The organism is Pseudalkalibacillus sp. Hm43, assembly GCF_054170705.1.
In genome coordinates this window covers 3174127-3195003 of sequence record NZ_CM135129.1, presented here as the reverse complement: position 1 = coordinate 3195003, position 20877 = coordinate 3174127, and the positions used below count along the sequence as shown (strand labels likewise).

Sequence of the window (20877 nt, the reverse complement as noted above, 5' to 3'; positions counted from 1 at the left end):
TTAAGGGTGGTATACCATGCGTAAAGTTGAATCAGTCGGCAATTGGCAGATCATCATTTTATTTCAAGCATTCATTACCGGGTCCTCTATCCTCAATATTCAAGGACCTTTGATTGGTATTGCCCAAAATGGGGCATGGATCTCCATCCTGATCATCAACGCTTTCTCTTTTCTTATCCTGGCCCTGATCTTACGTCTCCATGAACGCTACCCTGATGAATCCTATATCCAGTACTCAAAAAAACTATTAGGGAAACCACTGGCGTTAATCCTTGGCGTACCATTCTTATTGCTCTTGTTTCACTTCAACGCAAACATCACCTATGGAATGGGGCAGTTCTTCACGACTTCGATGATGAAAGAAACGCCATTGTATGTGTTTCATTTTCTCATATTGATGGTGGCTGGATTGACGGTCCGATCAGGTGTCGAAGTGATGGCTAGGATGTTCAACGGGCTTCTCTTCTTCGTCCTCTTCATTATCTTGATGATTTTCCTTTTGAACATCACACATTATCATCCGGAATTCCTATTGCCAGTCGTTCCGGACGGTTGGAAGCCGGTCATACACGGAGCTTATGTCGGGTTTGGATTCCCCTATATGGACATCATGTATTTTGCGATGATCTTACCTTTTTTAAAAATGGAAAAGGATAAGCCCTTCAAACGGTGGATGTATGCGGGACTCTTATTCAATGGATTGATTCTCGCCTTTACCATTGTTGCATCCATTATGATTCTTGGGCCGATTGCTATGAGTGAGAAGTTTCCGATCTATCAAGCTGCAAGAATCATTGAAATCGGTGAGATCATCCAGCGGGTTGAATCGGTTTTTGGAATGGCTCTGATCATCGGATCTTACATGAAGATCACCTTGATGCTCTTCATCATCAATGAGGTGATGACGCAGTTGTTCAATCTGTCTGACAAACGGGCATTCGTCTTCCCGAACGCTCTCCTTGTCTTCCTCTTCTCCTTGACGATGTATGAAAATGAAGTGGAGCTAGGGGAAAGCGGTTCGATCATGGAAACTATTCTCGCGTTCTTCTTAGCTTTCGTCCCACTCGTCATTGTTACAATCAGGAGTCTTTTTAAAAGGCAGTCTTCATAAAGATTTAATTTTTGAGATGGAGGTTGTCTGATATACTTTATTTAAAAGTAAAGGAGTGTTGAAAGTGGCAAATTTATACCCATACATATTCAGTGAGGATGCTCGCAAGCAAGCCGAATTTTATGCCTATGCTTTGAACGGTGAGGTCGTCAGTGTACAAACATTTGAACAAGCTCCTAATGTCGATGAGTCCATCAAAGATAAAGTCATGCACCTGACGCTGAGTGCTGCCGATCAGATCTTTTTCATGGCAGATGCAGTGCAAGAGCCAGTTCGATTAGGGACACAAATCAATTTGGTTCTCGAATATAAAACAGAACAAGAAGCACATGTTGTTTTCCAAAAGCTTTCAGAAGACGGCAAAGTATTAATGCCATTTGAAAAGATGTTCTGGGGAGCAATGTTCGGTCGGGTAGAAGATAAATTCGGCCTGACGTGGCAGATTTCAACGGAACACGATTAATAAGATGTAAAAAACGGACCTGGCCAGGTCCGTTTTTTCGTTCATTTGTTATTGTTATCGAGATAGCTCGAGATGAGTTTCTGGTCTATGCTACGAACATGCAGATCTCTTTGTGGAAAAGGAATCTCGATGTTGTTTTTGTTCAAAAGATGATAGATTCTGAAGTTCAGATTACTCTTGATCTGGATGACATATTCCGGATTGGAGATCCAGATGAATAATTCAAAATCGAGAGATGAATCGCCAAAGCCCGTGAAGTTCACATAAGGAGGCGGCTGCATCAATACGGTTTCTGATGCTTCAAACTCCTCCTGAGCAGCTTCCAACAAGACTTCCCTCACCTGCTCGACGTCAGAGCCGTAGGCGACACCAATCGGAATGACGAGTCGTAGCCTAGGGTCACCATACGACCGGTTGACGACCTCTTCTTCTAGGAAATAGGAATTCGGCATGATAATCCGTTCATTATCAAGCGTCCGGATGATCGTCGCTCGCATGTTGATTTTCTCGATATCACCGATTACATCGTTAATGATGACGCGGTCTCCTACCTTGATTGGACGTTCGAACAAAATAATCAGACCAGAGATGAAGTTGGAGGCGATGTTCTGCATTCCAAACCCGATACCGACACCAAGAACACCTGCAAATACGGTCAGCGCACTCATATCAATTCCGACAGTCGTAAAACTGATCAAAATCGCAAAGACCATGATGATATAGTGGAAAATCCGGTTGAACGTAAACCGGAGACCACGGTCCAGTTGATACCTGTCATAAACGTTTGGTAGCAAGAACTGAGTAATCACTTTAGACGTCCGATTCGCAAAGGAAATGATCAACACAGCGAGAAGAATCAAAAAGAATGAAACGTCAACCTTCCCAATTGAAAAGATACTGCCAAACATCCAGCCCGCATCCGCAAAGTAAATGAGCACGAAAACGATGATGCCGTAAGTCGTCACCCAATTCGTAATCGACTTTAATGCTGGACCGAGCCGATTTTGAAATCGTTCGCTCTTCTCTTCTGCTTTATGTAATGAATAGATGATGACTGAACGTACGATGAACATGAACAATACGAAACCGAAGAAGATGAGTGTATCTATCCAATCAAAGTGAGACAGAAACTTCTCCCATTCCACACCGAAGTTGATTGTTGAACCGACCATACTTTCACCATCCCCTATACAGCCTCAAATTAATGTTAGATAATCTCAAGTGTATCATAAGATGGAAATGAACAAAGTCGTTGAAGTGCCAGGTACCTTCTCACTCCCCTTGTGTACCAACGGGTCTAAAAAGGTACCTGGCACCATCCCCAATCCCTTGCGGTTGTTGGGTTCTACTGACGTACCTGGTACGAATCTGTAGTTCGTAACAACTTTTGAGGCTTTGTTGAGGTATTACATATGAGAAAGATAAAAGGGGCGATCCCATTTGAATAAAAAGACGATCAAGAAAATCAAAAAAGGTGATAAAAAAGCCTTCAGGGCTTTATACGATGAATACTACCCATCCGCAATGAGAACTGCGGTATCTATGCTTAAAAATGACTCGGATGCATCCGATGCTGTTCAAGAAACATTCATCCGAGTTTACAAAGGCATTCATACTTTTGACGAATCCAAACCGTTCAAACCATGGTTTTATCGGATATTGACCAATGAGGTAAGGAGGCTCATCAAAAAGCGCAAACCTGAGCAGGACTTTGATCAGGTTCCCCATAACGAAATCGCTCAAGTGCAACCTCCTGAGACTGATCACGAAATTCTCGATGATGCGATGGCGAAATTGAAAGAGGATCATCGTGAAGCCATCGTTCTGAAGTATTTGGAAGGGCTGAGTGAAAAGGAAATGTCTACTGTGCTCGACATCAGCTTAAGTGCCGTAAAATCAAGGCTGTTCCAAGCCCGGAAAATGTTGAAAGAAGAATTAAGAGGTGATATCCATGGACAACAACAAGTTTGAACGTTATATAGAGAAAACCTTGAAAGAAGAAGAATATAAAGTGGACGAACTTCAAAAAGAAAGAATGTGGCAAGAACTTGAGGAACAGCTATCATTTGAGAAAGAGAAAAAGAAGAAACCTTATTGGATTGGACTTGTCTCGACAGCTGCTGCCATCTTGATTCTAGCTTCTGGACTTCTGTTTACCACACCTGGTCACGCACTCGTCGACACCGTAATAAAATGGTTTGAACCTGAAAAGCAAGTGAAGATCCCAATGGAAGGATCTGAAGAAGAAGAAACCGCTACCTTGAATGACCAATCGGAGAAAGGCTACGTAATCTATGTAGATGAGGAACACTACAAGCTGGAAGAACATGAAAAGTACGATCTCATTACAACGAAAGAACCACTACCTGAACAATATCCTGAAGTGTCCATGAAAATCATTCATGAAAAAGATCAGCCAGTCGAAGATACGATCCGTCAGCTGGAAGCGGAATATGATTTGACATTTGAATCTACTGACTACCCCATCGACGCGCAAACCGCCCGTACGATAGATGGTCAAGAATGGAACAGTCCGGTCAATCGCTTTTTTGTCATATCAGATAAAAATGGAGGCTCATACATCTTCCATCAAAAATATTTCCTCGAAGCATCTGAAGGACATGGGGTGCGACTCAGTGAAATGCTGAAGGAATTCCATATTGTGGAGAAATAGATTGACTAGCTCGGTGCTCCGAGCTAGTTTTTATTTTCAAACGAAAAATAGTAAATCTATCACGCACAAAAATATCTCAGTATACTACTTATTGTGTAATGTGATTAGTGCCATATATGTAAATGGACCTCAAAAGCTAGCATCTTACATTTTATTAGAATATTATGAGAATTAGAAAAAAATGAATGGGTCTTCATTCATTTCTGCTTAAGGGGCGTCTACTACTCTACTTGGAGGTATCGTGATGCATCTATTCAAATTGCTTTCGATTGAGTTTTCGAAACTCGCAACGAATAAAGCGATTCTTTTTTCAGTCATAGCCGCTTTATTGGTGCCCGTCCTTTATGGCGGCATCTTACTTTCAGCAACCTGGGGACCTTACGACAACCTGTCGAATCTCCCAGTTGCAGTCGTCAATGAAGATGATGGCGCAATATCTGGAGAAGAAGCAATCAATGTCGGAGATCAACTCGTTTCGAATTTGAAAGAAGGGAACGATCTTGGCTGGAAATTCGTCAGTTCCACGGATGCCATGCGGGGGCTTGAACAAAATGATTACTATATGGCGATCATCATTCCAGAAGACTTTTCTCAGCGTGTCACAACCGTTATGGAGCCGAACCCGCAAAAGCTTGAATTGGAATACATACAGAATGAAGGGCTCAACTTTCTTGCCTCCTCTATTACCAAAACGGCAACAGAACGTATTCGTGAAAAACTCGCGAACACAATTACAGAAAACTATACATCCAAAGTCTTTACAAGTTTAGGAGATGTTTCAGAAGGATTCGAGAAGGCAGCAGATGGTTCGGCGCGTTTGTCAGATGGAACGAGTCAGCTGAATGACGGTACCGAGAAACTTTTGAACTCTGTGACATCCAAACAATCCGATATTACAAAACTAGCGAACGGATCACAACAATTGAAAGACGGTACCGCTCTTCTACTGGATAAATTAGAAGGCAAGTCTGGAGACATCTCGAAGCTTGCCAATGGTTCAGCAGAACTGCATGATGGAACGGTCCGGCTGAAAGACGGAACCTCTCAAATTTTAGCCGGATTGCAAAAAGCTGAGGCAGGTAGTGAAGAACTGAAAAACGGCGTTGCTTCGAACCTAGCACCAGGTGCACGAGCAGTAGCAGATGGAACGGTACGTTTAAAAAGCGGATCAGCAGAACTAGCTGCTGGTGCTGAAGCATTGGTAGCTGGATTAGAAGAATTCGGGGATGCAAATCCTTCCACACAGCTACCTCCATATGCGGAATCCTACCAAAAAATTATTAACGGAGCGAAGAAAATATCAAACGGTCTGAACAGTCTGTCCTCAAAATCTGTGAAACTAAGTGATGGAGCAGTTACGGTTGCTGACGGCATCGACAATAAGGTTGTACCAGGAACAGCCAAACTCCATGATGGACTCAATCAACTCGTAGCTGGTCAACAAAAAGTCGATACAGGTGCTGGAAAAGTTGAAGATGGTGCTCGACAAATTGAAGATGGAAATGCAAAAGTGGAAAAAGGCTGGAACGACTTGATCGCCGGTGTCTCGAAGCTTGATACAGGTGCAGGTAAAATTGCTGATGGGAATTCTGCCGTAGACGAGGGCTGGCAAAAGCTTGCCAACGGGGCAGAAAAACTCAACGATGGTGCTGGAAAAGTAGATGACGGAAGTGAGCAACTCGCTTCCGGGTTGAAAGAAGGTGCAGAGAAAACAAGTGGTATTGAAACAGGAGATGAAAATGTCGGGATGTTCTCCTCCCCTGTGAAATTGAAAGGGAAAGAACTGAATCAGTATGAACATTACCGGGATTCGACTGCTCCATATGTACTGACGCTCGGTTTGTTTGTCGGAATCCTGATCATGTCGATGTTCATCAATTTCAAACGCCCAGCCCATATTTCAAGCTTGAGCTGGTTCATCACGAAATTCTTGAAGCTCGCTTCTCTTGCAGTCGTTCAAGCGATTTTACTCATGATGGTCGTATTATTCATCTTGAAAGTGAATGTGACGAATCCATCCGGTCTCATTCTCTTTGCAATCGTCGTCAGTATCGTTTTCTCAGCGATTGTGTTGTTCCTTGCCTCGTTCGGAGGAAACATCGGTCGATTCATTGCAATCGGACTTGTCATCTTACAGCTTTCCATTACAGGTGCGAACTTGCCGATTGAAATGCTTCCGGATAACTTACGGGCCCTCAGTGAGTACCTTCCATTCACGTACTCGATTGCCGGTTTCAAATCCGTGATTACACTGGATTCAATCAGCGGTATGATGTGGAACATGTCGATCCTGTTAACTTATCTTCTCGTTTTTGCTGGATTGTCATATGCAGTGTTCCTATTCAAGAAACAAAAATCACAGAAACATCAACAAAATGAAGCTGCAGCAATGTAATAATATTTATAAGGACAGCCACCAATTGGATGGCTGTCTTTTCATGATTACAAAATTAATTATTAGGAGTAATGATCTTAAATCCCTCCGAAACAAATATGTTAATTTTTACTATTTTTTAATTTATTTTCCTGTATGATAGATCTAGAGTAAACCCTTCTGTTTCTATTACCTTTTCCCACTACCTCAGTACATTTATTCTCCCTTCTCCTCAACACTTGCTTTTCTATATTTTTATTAAAATCCAATTTGAAAAGGACGTGGTTACCATACCCACATTTGAAGAAACTTTTAACGAATGGCTTCAAAAAAATATTACAGATGAAAAAAATCATAGAAGACTAGAAATTTTAAACAAGGGATTGGGACATGGCACTATCGAATTTCTTAGAGTTATATGGTTTCCTACGATCGGCAATTTTGATCATTTATATCCAGAATGGGAGGTACGTGATTTCAACAATGGATATCGCTACTTGGATCTTGCATACATGCCAGGAGGCGTCAAAGGAGGAATAAAAATTCAAGGATACGGTCCTCATGCGAGAGACCTAGATGTCAGAAGATTTAAGGATTTATGTTGGAGGCATTCTTTGTTAGCTTTAGATGGTTGGACCTTTTTACCTATCGCCTATTTATCGATTAAGGATGAACCCAAAAAAGTGTCACAGCTTATTCTTGCTTTCATCGGCAAATTTATCTCGAGTGAAGCTCCTTCTAGCTTAACTTGGGTCGAAATAGAAATTCTGAGATTTGCACGTCGCTTACCACGATCGTTTACACCTCTGGAAGTAGCAAATCATCTCAATGTAAGTGATCGGCACGCTAGGCGCCTTTTACACAGTATGGTTAAGTCAAAAATTTTAATGGTAGAGAGCAGCAAAGAACGAGCGAGAAGGTATAAATTAAGATAAAGTTTATGGACATTTATTCCGTTATTTATAAAAATTTGATACATTTTAGTGATCTTTTGGACATTTATTCCGTTATTGAGCAAAAATATGATTGTATTAGCTGAATTCTATAAAAATAGCGGATTAGATGTCCGCTTACACTTTAAAATCTGACTATTCATCAAAAATAGCGGAACAGATGTCCACAGAAACAGTGACCTGTTCATAGGCCAATTATGTAGCAATGAAAACAAAATAAAAAAACCCTTGCTGTATGCAAGGGTTTCCCGATAAGTGGAGCATAGCGGGATCGAACCGCTGACCTCTTGGCTGCCAGCCAAGCGCTCTCCCAGCTGAGCTAATGCCCCGTGATTCAATTTTTGCGACAAGAAGAGTATAGCACAACCTTCTCGAAATGAGCAATATCTTCCATCAAAGCAACTGGAACTCCTGATCCAGTTTCGTGTTCATCAAGACATCCAGTTCTTTTGCCCTTTTTAAGTGATAGGAAGATCCTGATAATAATGCTTCATCAACGTATGCTGGATGGCACATCACTTCAACCGTTTGACCTTCTGTCATTTTCCTTTTCAATTGCTTAAAATAGTCGACACGTATTTCCTCTCCGAAAAAGTCATCGAAGAACACGTCCGTTAATAGCTTCACACCCACTGGTTTATTGCCGAACACATTCCGTACGGGTAAATCGTACTTCTCAGACAACCGCTGTACAACCGGAAGCAACCGTGGTTGAGCGTGAATGTGGTGATGGCTGTCAAAATGGCTGGGCTTCAATCCTCCTTGAATCATATACTCAATTTGAGCTTCCCACTCTTTATCAACTTCATCCAACTTGACTTGTTCAAAGTCCTCAAATCGTTTGGTCATACGAAATCGTCCGTCCTGATCAACAAGCGATGGTACACCTGAAGCCATCGCTCTTCCGCATGTCAACGTCAAATGAACCCCGACCTTCAGATCCGGATTTTCCTTTGCCAATTCAATTGCGTGCTCAGTGCCTGGCATGTTTACAAGCATCGTCGTCGAGTTGACGATACCGAAACGGTGCGCATCGATGATTCCGTGATTGACACCTCTTGAGTAGCCGAAGTCATCGGCATTCACGAGTAACTTGATCAAAGAAATCGCTCCATCCGTTCATTGTTGCTTTTATTATACGCATAGTCGATTCCTTCTCCAAAGCAATCTGTTTATCTCCTGCGATTGTCGCCGTCCCCCGAATTCAGCATTAAGATGAACTGAACAAGGAAGTAAGAAAGAATCGCATAGACAATCAAGGCGAAAATACTCGTCAGCTCCAATTCATATCTTCCCTGAATCATCGGAGACGGGAAGATATTCCGAAATGGGGAGAGTAATGGCATCGTCAAATTATAGATCCATTGGACAAAAGGGGTGTATGGATTTGCTCCAAACAGCTTTAAGATAATGCGCAATAAAATGAGTGCTTCAATGATTCCCATGAACAAATTGACTAGATAGATGAGAAAAGGTCTTTTCCGCATAGGTTCTTCCTCCTTTCATTCGCGTTTTCAACTACATACATATGGTTATACTGCTACTATTGACTTTATTAGATAAAGGTGACTTTGATGAAGACTCTTGCCAATCACTATCTCCGCCTACCAACCTTATTACGATTAATCATCATTGTCTTCACCGTGTTGTTCCTTTTCGGTACAATGATGCATGCGTTAGAGCCTGACAATTTCCAATCGATCTTCGACGGGATTTATTGGGCTGTGGTCACGGCTTCTACTGTCGGCTTCGGTGATCTCGTCCCGAAGACCGTTTTTGGAAAATGGATGACGATCCTGTTGGTTTTTACAGGAACAACGTTTATCACTTATTTTTTCTCGCAAATGGCAACTTATACAGTCAGACGACAGAATGCCCTTTTGAAAGGTGATATGGCTTACGGCAAGAGCGGTCATATTGTCGTCGTCGGCTGGAATGAACGCTCCAAAGCACTGATTGAACAAATATATCAAGAGACGCCTGACAAAGACATCGTGTTAATCGATCGGACAATCAATACGAATCCGTTTCATAACAGCAATGTCCACTTTATCCATGGAAAAGCGTACGAAGATGCAACACTTAATAAAGCGAATGTTCGGTTTGCTCAAATGGTCTTCATCACCGCAAACAATCAAGTGAGTGAAGAACAGTCCGATATGGATTCGGTCCTGACACTGCTGGCTGTCGTCGGGATGAGTCCCGTCGCTCGGACGATCGTTGAAATTCTCACTTCTGCTCAATATGAAAATGCGAAACGTGCTGGAGCCGAAGAAATCATCCACACCTCTACAATTGTGAGCAAAGCGCTTTTGAAAAAAATGGATTAATCGAGGAGTTGGTCCTCCAGGTCCTTGACCATTTTTTCTCCTATGCTGATCCACTTATCATCGATGGAACCATCCGGGTCTTGTGGTTCTGAGAATTGGTTGAATGATGCGGTCTTGTTCCAGACAGAAACGTTGTCATCCAAACCACGCTGGTATACGTGATGAAGCAAGTAAGGTGTTCCGAGTTCGACGACACAGTTGTCCTTATCCAATTGACCTTTGACTGCATTGAACGGTATGCGGAGGAACATATAGCCGTTTTCATCGTCCAATTTGTAGTCAAATGCGCCATGATCGTAATCCCAACCGCCACCGATATCATATCCGAGTGGCTTCAACGAATATTCCAACTCATTCAGTTCGTATTTCTCTCCTTCTAGTTTCGAGCGAATTTCAAGCATGCTTGTTTCTCCCTTCAGACAATCATTACCTTTAGCGTGTCCATTTAACGAAAAAAGATGACCTGAAGCATCGATTGAGAAATCGATGACAGGTCATCTTTTGGTTAATAGGATTATTACTTCAAACGGCCTTCCAATTCTTCTTTCAGATCTTCGAATCCTGGCTTACCGAGCAATGCGAACATGTTCTTTTTGTACGCTTCAACCCCAGGTTGGTTGAACGGATTCACACCGAGCAAATATCCGCTGATGGCACATGCTTTCTCGAAGAAATAGACGAGATAACCGAAGTGGTAGGCATTCAGCTCAGGAATGTTCAACACCAGGTTCGGCACGCCACCATCTGTGTGAGCAAGCAATGTACCTTCGTACGCCTTCTGGTTTACGAAGTCCATCGTTTTACCAGCTAAAAAGTTCAGATTATCAAGGTTGCCTTCGTCCTCTTTAATCTCCACTTCTTTACGTGGTTTCTCTACATTCAAGATCGTTTCAAACAAGTCCCGGCGACCTTCTTGGACGTATTGTCCAAGGGAGTGGAGGTCTGTAGAAAAGTCAGCTGCAGCTGGGAAAATACCTTTGTTGTCTTTCCCGTCACTTTCACCGTAAAGCTGCTTCCACCACTCTGCCACGTAATGAAGTGCTGGTTCGTAGTTGACCATCAACTCGATGGTTTTTCCCTTATTATAAAGTGCGTTACGAACAGTTGCGTATTGGTATGCCTCGTTTTCTGCCAGGTTCGGGTTCGCATACGCTTCACGCGCATCTTTCGCACCTTGCATCATCTCTTCAATATTGATGCCAGTCGCTGCGATCGGCAACAACCCTACAGCAGTGAGTACAGAGTAACGGCCTCCAACGTCATCTGGGATAACGAATGTTTCATAGCCCTCTTCATTTGCTAACGTTTTTAACGCTCCTTTTTCACGGTCTGTCGTAGCGTAGATCCGTTTACGCGCTTCATCTTTACCGTACTTCTCTTCCAAGAAGCTGCGGAACAATCGGAAAGCAATCGCAGGCTCCGTGGTCGTTCCGGATTTTGAAATGACGTTGATGGAAACATCTTTGTCCTTCAACACATCAAATAGGTCTTGAACGTACGTTGAGCTGATGTGGTGACCGACGAAAATGACTTGAGGTGTTTCACGGTCTTCTTTTCCGAGCATGTTGTAGAAAGAGTGGTTGAGCATTTCAATCGCTGCACGAGCACCAAGATAAGAACCACCGATTCCGATTACAAGCAAAACGTCTGAATCTGATTTGATTTTTTCTGCTGCTTTTTGGATACGAGCAAATTCTTCTCGATCATAATTCTCCGGCAGGTTGACCCAGCCGATGAAATCGTTACCGGCACCGGTTCCGTTATGTAGTGCATTATGGGCTGTTTTCACCTGGTCAGCGAACTGGTCGATTTCGTGCTGACCAATGAAAGACAATGCTTTTTTATAATCAAATTGGATTGTTGACATGTTAACCCTCCATCTTCTATTCACTATTCATAATCACTTTATCGGAATGAAAAATCAAACGCAAGTTCTTGTAAACATGTAACCGATTACACCGAAAAATTATTTCAGCTGCTTATAGATCGGGAGGAAAATCACTATCAATACGAGCAGCAAACTTGTGCTGAGAATCCCGATCCACTCGAACTGATCCCATAGCGTTCCGACCGCTGTACTCCCGATGGCCACCCCTAAGTAATAGTTGATCAGGTAAAAGCTCGACGCTCCGCTCTTATGATGCGACGCTGTCTTGTTGACGAGTGCCGCTGCCATCGAGTGGGAGACGAAAAAGCCGGTGCAGATCAAAGTTAAGCCGAGCACGATGAAAGTTCCGCTCGGAATAGCTGTCATCCATGTGCCGATACCGAGTAATAGAAGTCCCCCCATCATGACACGGGATAATCCGAGCCGGTTGGAAAATCGGCTTGCTAAAGGTGGCGCAAGTACTCCAAGCACATAAGCGAAATACGTAAGGGAAATCCACTTGAGCGACCAGTTGAACGGGTCTCCTTTTAAGTAAAAAGGTAAGTACGTCCATACTGCTGTGAACATGATCTGCAGGAGAAGTCCCATGGCGAAAAGCGGAATGAGCCTTCTGTCAGTCAAATGGACGAGCATGCCTTTCAAGTCATCCTGTAAGTAGGCTGTTTCATCAGTAGCATAGCGTTCGGTCGGAAGCAGGACGATGAATGATACGAGCGCTACCACACCAACTCCGGCCAGACTCATGACTGCTGATTCCCATCCCCATTGATCTGTGCTGTAGCCTCCCCACACGCGTCCAGCCATCCCTCCTAATGCATTGCTCGCAATGTAAAAGGTCATCGCCACACCGATATGCCTTCGGTCAATCGCATTGCCGAGGTATCCCATTGCGGAAGCCGGTACACCAGCTAAGAAAAATCCTTGAACAAGGCGTAAAATGACAATTAACGTGAAATTCGTTGAAAAGGCCATGGTTGCTAAAGTCACGATCGTAACCATCAGTGAGACGATCATAATCACTTTGCTGCCATATCGATCTGAGAGGAATCCGAGAATGAACAGACCAATCATCATTGTTACGACCGATGCAGACATCAAGAAACTGGACGCAGTCGCCGTCAAATTGAATTCATCCACAAATACGGGCAGCAGTGGTTGGAACACATAAAGGGTCGAAAAATTCAATAACGAAGAGATCGTCAGTGCCAGAATGACCTGCCAGAATTGGCGATCCTCTTTTGTATAAGGTGTATGTACATCCATAGACGGTCATCCTTTTCCAGGATAGAAGAAAGCGGAGCGTGTGAACGCCCCACTTTTCCATCGGATTGATTAGTTGAATGAATCTGGGAAGCTTGTGATGTCGATTCCCCAGATAATTGGCATGTAAAAATAGATCGCTAATGTCACGATGATGACCGAAACGACATTCAGCCAAAATCCTGCACGTGCCATGTCAGGTATACGGAGATAGCCTGAACCGAAAACGACGGCGTTCGGTGGTGTAGCAACAGGTAGCATGAACGCACAGCTAGCTGCAATTCCTGCACCGATCATCAGCGTATACGGGTGGACAGATATTGCGGATGCAAGAGATGCCATGATTGGGAACATCATCGTTGCGGTTGCTGTGTTCGATGTGATCTCCGTCAAGAAGATGACGAGTGCAACGACGATGGCAAGGATCAAGAATAGATTGATGCCTTCTAAGACTGTCAGGCGATTACCGATCCATTTCGCAAGACCGGATTCCTGGAAGCCTGAAGCGATCGCTAGTCCTGCACCGAACAGGAGTAGTATACCCCATGGAAGACCTTTCGCCGTATTCCAATCAAGCAAGAAGTCTCCTTTTTTAGTAGCAGACGGGATCAAGAACAATAAGATGGCCGCTGACATCGCAATGATCGTGTCATTGATATTCGGATTCAGCTCCGCAAGGATGAATGAACGTGAAATCCAGGCTAATGCTGTTAATGTAAAAATGGTCAGTACGACTTTTTCTTCAGGACCGATTTTGCCAAGTGACTTCTTCTCTTTCTGGATGACTTCCCGACCACCTGGAAGCTCTCGAATTTTCATCGGAAACGCTACTTTTATCAAGTAGTACCAGGTACCGAAGAGCATGACGATTACGATTGGTACACCGAAAAGCATCCAACGGGCAAACGATATTTCGATCCCATAGGTTTCCTGAACGACGGCTGCAAAAATCGTGTTCGGTGGAGTTCCAATCAAGGTAGCGAGACCACCGATGGACGCACTGTAGGCAATCCCAAGCATGATTGCTTTACCGAAGTTGAACTTGTGGACGGCTGTGTCTTCTTTCCCTTCTTTCTTCAGCTGTTCTGAAACCTGGAAAATGACCGCCATCCCGATCGGTACCATCATCATGGAAGTGGCTGTGTTGGAAATCCACATGGATAGAAAGCCGGTTGCGACCATAAATCCGAGGATGATCCGCTCCGTGCTTGTTCCGATTGCTGAAATGATGAAGAGAGCGATCCGCTTGTGCAAGTTCCACTTTTGCATGGATAACGCAATCAGGAACCCTCCCATGAATAAGAAAATCGTATTATCTCCATAAGAAGAGGCGGTCAGATCACCGCTCAAACCACCGGTCAGCGGGAACAAGATCAGTGGCAATAATGACGTTGCCGGTATCGGAATCGCTTCCGTAATCCACCAAGTCGCAATCCAGATTGTACTTGCAAGAATCGCTAATCCTTCCTGCGGAAGACCTTCAGGTCGGAAGAAAAGAAGTGTTGCTACGAATAGCAATGGTCCTAGAATCAGACCGACACCTTTTCGTTTATCGTATGACGGACCAGGGTCTGTCTGTTGGGACGCTTCCTTCTCAGAATTAGAATGAGCGGAAGACCCTGATTGAGATGATGAAAACGTTAATAAGTCCTTTGCCTGGTGGTGCCATCTCCATAGATTTTCCCACACTGAGCGTAACAAAGAATGTTCCAAATCCAATCCCTCCTATTCAATGAAATTTACATATTGGAAATTCCCGTCCTGATACCTTGTAAAACGCTTTCGTAAGACGTTTGTAATAATTGGGAGTACATGCGGATAAAAAAATACTGCACACCGCCTGATCAGCAGTGTGCAGTATTCTTTTTACAAGGACATTTGGAGTACGTTCATGACGTCTTCTTTTTCTTGTGTGCGGAAGTTTCCGAATGATCCACGTTTCATCGCACGATCAGCCATCAGATCCAATTGAGAATCGTCGATGTCATAATCGGCTAGACGGGTTGGAGCACCTAATGAAGTCCAGAATTCAGAGATTTTGTCTACTGCCGTTAAGGCGAGTTCCCGATCGGATTGACCTTCTGGATCGATGCCGAACACTCGAATCGCAAGCTGTTTCAGCTTCGGCTCTGTCGCTTCGATATTGTGACGCATCCAGTTCGGGAACAGAATGGCGAGTCCACCGGCGTGCGGAATATCATACACCGCAGAAACAGCGTGCTCGATATTGTGTGTTGCCCAGTCACCGCGTGCACCCATCTGTAAGATGCCGTTCAATGCCATCGTTCCACTATAAAGAATCGTTTCACGATGTTCATAGCTCTCCAGATTTTCAAGCAATTGAGGGGCTGTTTCCATAACGGTGAGTAGGATCGCTTCTGCCATACGCTCCTGCAATTTCGTGTTTGTCGCTGGATGGAAGTAGGACTCCAGCACATGAGACATCATGTCGACGATTCCGTAAACCGTTTGATTCTCAGGCACGGTGAATGTATTTTCAGGATCAAGAATGGAGAACTTCGGGAAGTTCAACGGGCTTCCCCAACCATACTTCTCGTTCGTTTCCCAGTTTGTGATAACGGAACCTGAGTTCATCTCAGAACCCGTTGCCGCAAGAGTAAGCACTGTTCCGAATGGGAGCGTCGCTTTCACTTCCTCTTTTTTCGTAATAAGATCCCAAACGTCACCGTCATACTTCGCACCTGCTGCGATGGCTTTCGTGCAGTCGATGACACTTCCTCCCCCTACTGCAAGAAGGAAATCTACATCGTTTTCACGTACGAGCTCGACACCTTTTCGTACGGTCGTCAATCGTGGATTCGGTTCAACACCAGCTAGCTCCGCCACATTTGCACCGATTGCGGACAGCCGCTCCATCACCTGGTCATACAGACCATTCCTCTTAATGCTTCCACCACCATATACGACTAGCACGTTTTTACCGTATTGAGGGATTTCTGTATCTAATGTTTGTAATTGTCCTTTACCAAATATCAGTTTTGTAGGATTTCGAAATTGAAAAGCATCCATGCTTATCCTCCTCTATGAATCAGATAGTGTTATTATCTCGAATAGCAGGGATTTGAGTAAAGTAATTTGATTTGGCCATTCATGCATAAAAAGGACCGTCCTATTCCAAAATAAAGAAGAAGTAAAATCTTCCACTTCAATAAAGGAGGAAACAACATGAGTGCTATTCAACGTACAGCTTTAGTGTTAGTCATTATCGGTGCAATCAACTGGGGACTTATCGGCTTTTTCCAATTCGATCTAGTTGCAGCGATCTTCGGTGGACAAGATGCTGCTTTGGCAAGAATCGTGTACGGATTGGTTGGACTTAGTGGATTGTACTGTCTGACACTGTTGTTCAAACCGTCTGAAGAATTCAGTACGGAAGACCGCAGCGAATTGACATAACTTGATTTAATGGAAAAGAACCTGAGCCGGAACATGGCTCAGGTTCTTTTTCGTTACTGAGAATGGAATTTCCGATCATTTTGGGGTAAGGTAGAGCCCTCCAAATAGAAAAAAGCAGCCCCTATGGCTGCTTTTGCACTGTACTCTATTTATTTCTTAAGACGCTTGTTCAATTGAGCTTGGCGGTCGTTAGACTCTTTCAACCAGCTCTTCAACTTGTCTTCAAGCGTGTTGAATCCTTGAGTATTGTTGTCGTTTTGAGCTGGGCGCTTACGACGAGGGCGCTGCTGTTTCGGTTCTGGAGCAGCTTGTGTCTTACGGATAGAGAGGGAGATCTTTCCGCTGTCCTCTTCAACGTTCATAACTTTAACCTCTACTGTATCCCCTACAGAAAGGTGATCATTTATATCTTTCACGTAATCGTGAGAAACCTCGGAAATGTGTACTAATCCTTGGTGTTGATCATCTAGGGCAACAAACGCACCGAACGGTTTGATCCCAGTGACTTTCCCCTCTACAGTGCTTCCAACTTCGTATTTCATAAAAGTAACAACTCCTACATATTTTTTAACTTTAACAGTATAACACAGAAAGCTTAATTGTACAAAAAGGCGATAAGACTTGCAAAAAGAAAAAACCACCGTGGTGACGGCGGTTTTCAATCATCCGGATTCTCTCAGCTCGTCGCGATATTGAATTCTTCAATCACTTCTTCGTAGTCGCTTAAACTGCGGAAGTTCGAAAAATCATAGAGCTTTTCCACATAAATCTGATGCCAGATCATGAAGATGAGCACCGTCCAAATCTTTCGGCTGTAATCCAGTTTCCCTGAACGATGTGATTCGAGCATCTCAAGTACGATCTTCTTATCGATGTATTGGTCTGTCGGACTCTTTTGGATGAGGTTTTTCGCCCATTCATACATCTCGTTTTTCAACCAGTGACGGATCGGAACTGGGAACCCGAGCTTCCTTCTGTACAGGACTGAATCTGGAACAATTCCTTTCATCGCTTCACGGAGAGCATACTTGGTCGTTCCATTTGTAACCGAGTCGGATGGGGCGATTTGAGATGCCACTCGGAAGACTTCCTTATCAAGGAATGGAACACGTAATTCAAGTGAATTCGCCATCGTCATACGGTCGGCTTTTACAAGAATATCTCCACGTAACCACGTATGCATATCGACATACTGCATCTTATGGATGTCTTGATAGGTCCGAGCATTGTCATAAATCGGCTGTGTGACTTTGCGATAATGCCAATCCTCGTTATATTTGTTGAGAAGCTGCTTTTTCTCATGTTCAGTGAACATTTTCGCGTTACCAATATAGCGTTCTTCCATCGTCATGCTGCCTCGTTCAATAAAGCTTTTGCCTTTCGTACCCTCTGGCAGGACATCCGTAAGCTTTTTCAGCCATTTTCGAAGTCCTAGTGGCAATGATTGATAGCTTCTTAATGAATTCGGTTCGTTGTAGATGGTATACCCACCGAACAATTCATCCGCTCCCTCGCCAGAGAGGACAACTTTTACATGTTTCCTTGCCTCACGAGCGACGAAGTATAACGGGATTGCGGCTGGATCTGCTACTGGGTCGTCCATGTACCAGATAATTTTCGGTAATTCGCTAATAAATTCCTCTGGTTTGACGATATAATGGATGTTCTCGACATTCAATTCGGCTGCTGTCGAAATGGCGACATCAATTTCACTATACCCTTCGCGCTCAAAGCCGACGGTGAATGTTTTGATATCCGGATTGATTTCTCGGGCGAGAGCAACGATCGCACTTGAGTCGATTCCGCCTGACAGGAAACTTCCGACAGGTACATCACTTCGCATGTGTACTTTGACGGAGTCTCTCATCACATTTCGAATCTCTTCAATTGTTCGAACCATCGGTGCAGCTTTCGGATGGAACGTCGGTAGCCAATAGGCGTGAATCGACATCTTTCCACCTGGTTCTTTTGTAAAATAGTGTCCAGGCGACAATTTTTGCACTCCGACGGACATGGTCGCAGGTTCCGGAACGAATTGATATGTCAGGTAATGATGAAGTGATTCAGGATCAACTTCATTTTCGTCCCGAAGTGCCAGGATTGATTTTTTTTCAGATGCACAATAAAGATGACCATTTTCTTCTAAATAGAAAAATGGTTTGATACCAAACGGATCCCGACCTCCAAAGAGTTTCTTCGTTTCCTTATCCCAAATGAGGAAACTGAACATGCCTCGGAGATCTTTAATGGACTCGACACCTTTTCGGGCATAATTCGCTAAAATAACCTCTGTGTCGGAAGTTGTATTGAATTCATATCCTTCTTCAATCAACTCATTACGCAATTCGACATAATTGTAAATTTCGCCGTTAAAGATGATCCAGTAACGGTCATCTTCATAAGATAACGGCTGGTGTCCGCTTTCAAGGTCAATGATACTTAGACGACGGAAACCAAAACGTATATGTTCATCATAGAAGAACCCCTCATCATCGGGTCCTCTATGTGTGATTAAACCAGTCATATTCTTCAATTGATTCTGTTCTGTAACTTCTGGCTCGATGTTCTCATCTGAGACGTAGCCGACAAATCCGCACATGTGACTGCCTCCTTTTTCGAAGTTATTCATATCTCCAGGTGAAATTTGGAATAACCTCTATTACCTCATTATATATGCTTGCAATAGTATTAGACGAGTGACTTTAGACATTGTTTCAAAAAATCTCTTCTTTTTTTAGTATTCCATAAATTCCCTTTGGTTATTTCTTACTATGCGCTTTTTCAACTCAAAAAACTCACTATATGTATTACCTTTCAAAATCTCAAAAAGTTTTAAAATGTTTAAAAAAAGTACCAGGTACTGATTGAGAACCTTTATGGATCAATGGGTTGAATATGGTACCTGGCACCAAAAGAAGGACAGACGCTTTGTTCTGCCCTTTCGTGTAGTCGTTTTCTTACACTAGATTTTCTGGGTCCAACAAGTCCTCTGCTTCTTCTTCCGTCAAAATCCCTTGTTCGAGGATCACTTCACGAACGGTTTTGCCTGATCGAAAGCTTTCTTTTGCAACTTCAGCTGCTTTTTCATATCCGATTTTCGGATTCAGTGCTGTCGCGAGGGCAAGACTCTTTTCCATCAATTCGCTCATGCGCTCTTCATTCGGTTCAATTCCGTTGATGCATCGTTCAGTGAACGTGTCCATCCCGTTTGAGAGAATGGTAATGGACTGTAGTACGTTGTACCCTATGATTGGCATCATCGGGTTGATCTCCAATTGACTACCGACTCCTGCCGTTGAAACACAGGTATCATTACCGATGACTTGTGAGCAAATCATATACAGGTTTTCCGGTATGACTGGGTTCACTTTCCCTGGCATGATAGAGGAGCCTGGTTGAACTGCTGGTAACGTCAGCTCTGCGATGCCGGTTCGTGGCCCTGAGCTGAGCAGTCTGAAATCACTTGAAATCTTGATTAAATGGATGGCTACCTCTTTTAACGCATGACTGACACGAATCGCCGCTCCTGTATTTTGCATGAAGCTGAACCGGTTTTTCGGCTGTTTGAAATCCAAGCCCGTCGTGTCTGCAATCGCTTGAATTGCCCGGTCACTATATTCAGGGTGTGAGTTGATGCCTGTTCCGACGGCGTTTCCACCTAAACCGATCTCATAAAGAAACGGCTCTGCCATCTTTACAGCGTCATACGCATTCCTGAGACTCTGAGCATATCCTTCAAACGATTGTCCCAATCGCATCGGAACTGCGTCCTGCATATGGGTTCGCCCCGATTTGATGTAGGGCTGAAATTCCTGTGCTTTCTTTTCGAGCGCTTCAATCGTTTTTTCGAGCGCTGGATAGAGGTGTCGGTTCAACTCTTCAGCAACCGAGATGTTGATGGCGACATGAATCGTATCGTTCGTAGATTGTGCCATATTCACATCATCATTCGGATGGACTTTCGTCCAATCCCCTCTTTCGCCACCTAGAAGTTCGCTCGCACGAGATGCGATGACCTCATTGGCATTCATGTTTTGTGACGTTCCAGCACCGGCCTGATAAGCATCTACGACAAACTCTTCATCCAAGTTCCCTTCCATCACTTCTTCAGCAGCTTGAATGATGGCATTCGCTTTCTTTTCTTCAAGTTGGCCCGTATCACGATTCGCAACGGCTGCACAACGCTTGATGATCGCTTGGGCACGTATGAAAGCCCGCGGCAATCGTTGACCGCTGATCGGGAAGTTTTCGACCGCTCGTTGGGTTTGGGCTCCGTAATAAGCATTTGCGGGTACTTTTATTTCTCCTAGTGTATCTTTTGCAATTCGATAATTTTCCACGTCTGATATTCCTCCCATCCCTGTTAGTATCGCTACAATCTTATGTTCCACAAATACGCAAATTAAA

At 43.7% G+C, this 20877-nt stretch carries 19 protein-coding genes and 1 tRNA gene; 8 read left to right on the top strand and 12 right to left on the bottom strand.

The annotated features are described in order from the left end of the window. Window positions 1-16: 16 nt before the first annotated feature. Complete coding sequence (locus ACXQIQ_RS16625; protein WP_439301266.1) at window positions 17-1111, top strand: GerAB/ArcD/ProY family transporter; 1095 nt, start codon at window positions 17-19, stop codon at window positions 1109-1111. 64 nt (window positions 1112-1175) lie between these two features. Continuing rightward, window positions 1176-1574, top strand: a complete 399-nt coding sequence (locus tag ACXQIQ_RS16620; RefSeq protein ID WP_439301267.1) for a VOC family protein — start codon at window positions 1176-1178, stop codon at window positions 1572-1574. A gap of 41 nt (window positions 1575-1615) precedes the next feature. Here the strand turns inward: ACXQIQ_RS16620 and ACXQIQ_RS16615 are convergent, their stop codons facing one another. Beyond that, entirely contained in the window at window positions 1616-2746 is a 1131-nt protein-coding gene (locus tag ACXQIQ_RS16615) for a mechanosensitive ion channel family protein (protein WP_439301268.1), read from the bottom strand. A gap of 268 nt (window positions 2747-3014) precedes the next feature. Between ACXQIQ_RS16615 and ACXQIQ_RS16610 the strand changes: the two genes are divergently transcribed. The 4 genes from ACXQIQ_RS16610 (at window position 3015) to ACXQIQ_RS16595 (ending at window position 7557) form a co-directional block, all read left to right on the top strand. Next, window positions 3015-3545, top strand: a complete 531-nt coding sequence (locus ACXQIQ_RS16610) for an RNA polymerase sigma factor (protein WP_439301269.1) — start codon at window positions 3015-3017, stop codon at window positions 3543-3545. After that, window positions 3526-4248, top strand: a complete 723-nt coding sequence (locus ACXQIQ_RS16605) for a hypothetical protein (RefSeq protein WP_439301270.1) — start codon at window positions 3526-3528, stop codon at window positions 4246-4248. The genes ACXQIQ_RS16610 and ACXQIQ_RS16605 overlap by 20 nt, the downstream gene beginning before the upstream one ends. Before the next feature lie 244 nt (window positions 4249-4492). Then, on the top strand, window positions 4493-6643 hold the full coding sequence (locus ACXQIQ_RS16600; RefSeq protein WP_439301271.1) for a YhgE/Pip family protein: 2151 nt from the start codon (window positions 4493-4495) through the stop codon (window positions 6641-6643). A 269-nt stretch (window positions 6644-6912) separates the two neighbouring features. Next, the gene (locus tag ACXQIQ_RS16595; protein ID WP_439301997.1) at window positions 6913-7557 is read left to right on the top strand and encodes a transcriptional regulator; all 645 of its coding nucleotides are present in this window, start codon (window positions 6913-6915) and stop codon (window positions 7555-7557) included. 274 nt (window positions 7558-7831) lie between these two features. Here the strand turns inward: ACXQIQ_RS16595 and ACXQIQ_RS16590 are convergent. From ACXQIQ_RS16590 to ACXQIQ_RS16580, 3 genes are all read right to left on the bottom strand, one after another. Further along, a tRNA-Ala gene (locus tag ACXQIQ_RS16590) sits at window positions 7832-7904 on the bottom strand. Between the two features lie 64 nt (window positions 7905-7968). Continuing rightward, entirely contained in the window at window positions 7969-8676 is a 708-nt protein-coding gene (gene chbG, locus ACXQIQ_RS16585; RefSeq protein WP_439301272.1) for a chitin disaccharide deacetylase, read from the bottom strand. 71 nt (window positions 8677-8747) lie between these two features. Beyond that, entirely contained in the window at window positions 8748-9062 is a 315-nt protein-coding gene (locus ACXQIQ_RS16580; RefSeq protein ID WP_226547027.1) for a YggT family protein, read from the bottom strand. Window positions 9063-9149: 87 nt separating this feature from the next. Between ACXQIQ_RS16580 and ACXQIQ_RS16575 the strand changes: the two genes are divergently transcribed. Continuing rightward, window positions 9150-9905, top strand: a complete 756-nt coding sequence (locus ACXQIQ_RS16575; protein WP_439301273.1) for an ion channel — start codon at window positions 9150-9152, stop codon at window positions 9903-9905. Here ACXQIQ_RS16575 and ACXQIQ_RS16570 read toward each other — a convergent pair. The 5 genes from ACXQIQ_RS16570 to ACXQIQ_RS16550 form a co-directional block, all read right to left on the bottom strand. Beyond that, complete coding sequence (locus ACXQIQ_RS16570) at window positions 9902-10306, bottom strand: YugN-like family protein (RefSeq protein WP_439301274.1); 405 nt, start codon at window positions 10304-10306, stop codon at window positions 9902-9904. The two genes, ACXQIQ_RS16575 and ACXQIQ_RS16570, sit on opposite strands and share 4 nt — an antisense overlap. A 116-nt stretch (window positions 10307-10422) precedes the next feature. Continuing rightward, window positions 10423-11772 carry a glucose-6-phosphate isomerase gene (locus ACXQIQ_RS16565; protein WP_439301275.1) on the bottom strand — a complete coding sequence of 450 codons (1350 nt, stop codon included), beginning with the start codon at window positions 11770-11772 and terminating at the stop codon, window positions 10423-10425. A gap of 99 nt (window positions 11773-11871) precedes the next feature. After that, on the bottom strand, window positions 11872-13056 hold the full coding sequence (locus ACXQIQ_RS16560; RefSeq protein WP_439301276.1) for an MFS transporter: 1185 nt from the start codon (window positions 13054-13056) through the stop codon (window positions 11872-11874). Between the two features lie 69 nt (window positions 13057-13125). Further along, window positions 13126-14754 carry an SLC13 family permease gene (locus ACXQIQ_RS16555; protein WP_439301998.1) on the bottom strand — a complete coding sequence of 543 codons (1629 nt, stop codon included), beginning with the start codon at window positions 14752-14754 and terminating at the stop codon, window positions 13126-13128. 165 nt (window positions 14755-14919) lie between these two features. Then, a complete protein-coding gene (locus tag ACXQIQ_RS16550; protein WP_439301277.1) occupies window positions 14920-16083 on the bottom strand; it encodes an iron-containing alcohol dehydrogenase in 1164 nt (387 codons plus the stop codon). Window positions 16084-16239: 156 nt separating this feature from the next. On the opposite strand from ACXQIQ_RS16550, the gene ACXQIQ_RS16545 reads away from it, so the two are divergent. Then, a complete protein-coding gene (locus tag ACXQIQ_RS16545) occupies window positions 16240-16470 on the top strand; it encodes a DUF378 domain-containing protein (RefSeq protein ID WP_226547032.1) in 231 nt (76 codons plus the stop codon). A 149-nt stretch (window positions 16471-16619) separates the two neighbouring features. Here ACXQIQ_RS16545 and yugI read toward each other — a convergent pair whose 3' ends face one another. From yugI to ACXQIQ_RS16530, 3 genes are all read right to left on the bottom strand, one after another. Beyond that, window positions 16620-17012, bottom strand: a complete 393-nt coding sequence (gene yugI, locus ACXQIQ_RS16540; protein ID WP_439301278.1) for a S1 domain-containing post-transcriptional regulator GSP13 — start codon at window positions 17010-17012, stop codon at window positions 16620-16622. 134 nt (window positions 17013-17146) lie between these two features. After that, on the bottom strand, window positions 17147-19069 hold the full coding sequence (gene asnB / locus ACXQIQ_RS16535; RefSeq protein ID WP_439301279.1) for an asparagine synthase (glutamine-hydrolyzing): 1923 nt from the start codon (window positions 19067-19069) through the stop codon (window positions 17147-17149). A gap of 358 nt (window positions 19070-19427) precedes the next feature. After that, a complete protein-coding gene (locus ACXQIQ_RS16530) occupies window positions 19428-20828 on the bottom strand; it encodes a class II fumarate hydratase (RefSeq protein ID WP_439301999.1) in 1401 nt (466 codons plus the stop codon). Window positions 20829-20877: the final 49 nt, after the last annotated feature.

Bases quoted from the DNA above. Each gene is read 5' to 3' on its own strand.
- ACXQIQ_RS16625 (WP_439301266.1), top strand. From the start codon at position 17: ATGCGTAAAGTTGAATCAGTCGGCAATTGGCAGATCATCATTTTATTT.
- ACXQIQ_RS16615 (WP_439301268.1), bottom strand. From the start codon at position 2,746: ATGGTCGGTTCAACAATCAACTTCGGTGTGGAATGGGAGAAGTTTCTG.
- ACXQIQ_RS16605 (WP_439301270.1), top strand. From the start codon at position 3,526: ATGGACAACAACAAGTTTGAACGTTATATAGAGAAAACCTTGAAAGAA.
- ACXQIQ_RS16600 (WP_439301271.1), top strand. From the start codon at position 4,493: ATGCATCTATTCAAATTGCTTTCGATTGAGTTTTCGAAACTCGCAACG.
- ACXQIQ_RS16580 (WP_226547027.1), bottom strand. From the start codon at position 9,062: ATGCGGAAAAGACCTTTTCTCATCTATCTAGTCAATTTGTTCATGGGA.
- ACXQIQ_RS16575 (WP_439301273.1), top strand. From the start codon at position 9,150: ATGAAGACTCTTGCCAATCACTATCTCCGCCTACCAACCTTATTACGA.
- ACXQIQ_RS16570 (WP_439301274.1), bottom strand. From the start codon at position 10,306: ATGCTTGAAATTCGCTCGAAACTAGAAGGAGAGAAATACGAACTGAAT.
- ACXQIQ_RS16565 (WP_439301275.1), bottom strand. From the start codon at position 11,772: ATGTCAACAATCCAATTTGATTATAAAAAAGCATTGTCTTTCATTGGT.
- ACXQIQ_RS16560 (WP_439301276.1), bottom strand. From the start codon at position 13,056: ATGGATGTACATACACCTTATACAAAAGAGGATCGCCAATTCTGGCAG.
- ACXQIQ_RS16550 (WP_439301277.1), bottom strand. From the start codon at position 16,083: ATGGATGCTTTTCAATTTCGAAATCCTACAAAACTGATATTTGGTAAA.
- ACXQIQ_RS16545 (WP_226547032.1), top strand. From the start codon at position 16,240: ATGAGTGCTATTCAACGTACAGCTTTAGTGTTAGTCATTATCGGTGCA.
- yugI (WP_439301278.1), bottom strand. From the start codon at position 17,012: ATGAAATACGAAGTTGGAAGCACTGTAGAGGGGAAAGTCACTGGGATC.
- asnB (WP_439301279.1), bottom strand. From the start codon at position 19,069: ATGTGCGGATTTGTCGGCTACGTCTCAGATGAGAACATCGAGCCAGAA.
- ACXQIQ_RS16530 (WP_439301999.1), bottom strand. From the start codon at position 20,828: ATGGGAGGAATATCAGACGTGGAAAATTATCGAATTGCAAAAGATACA.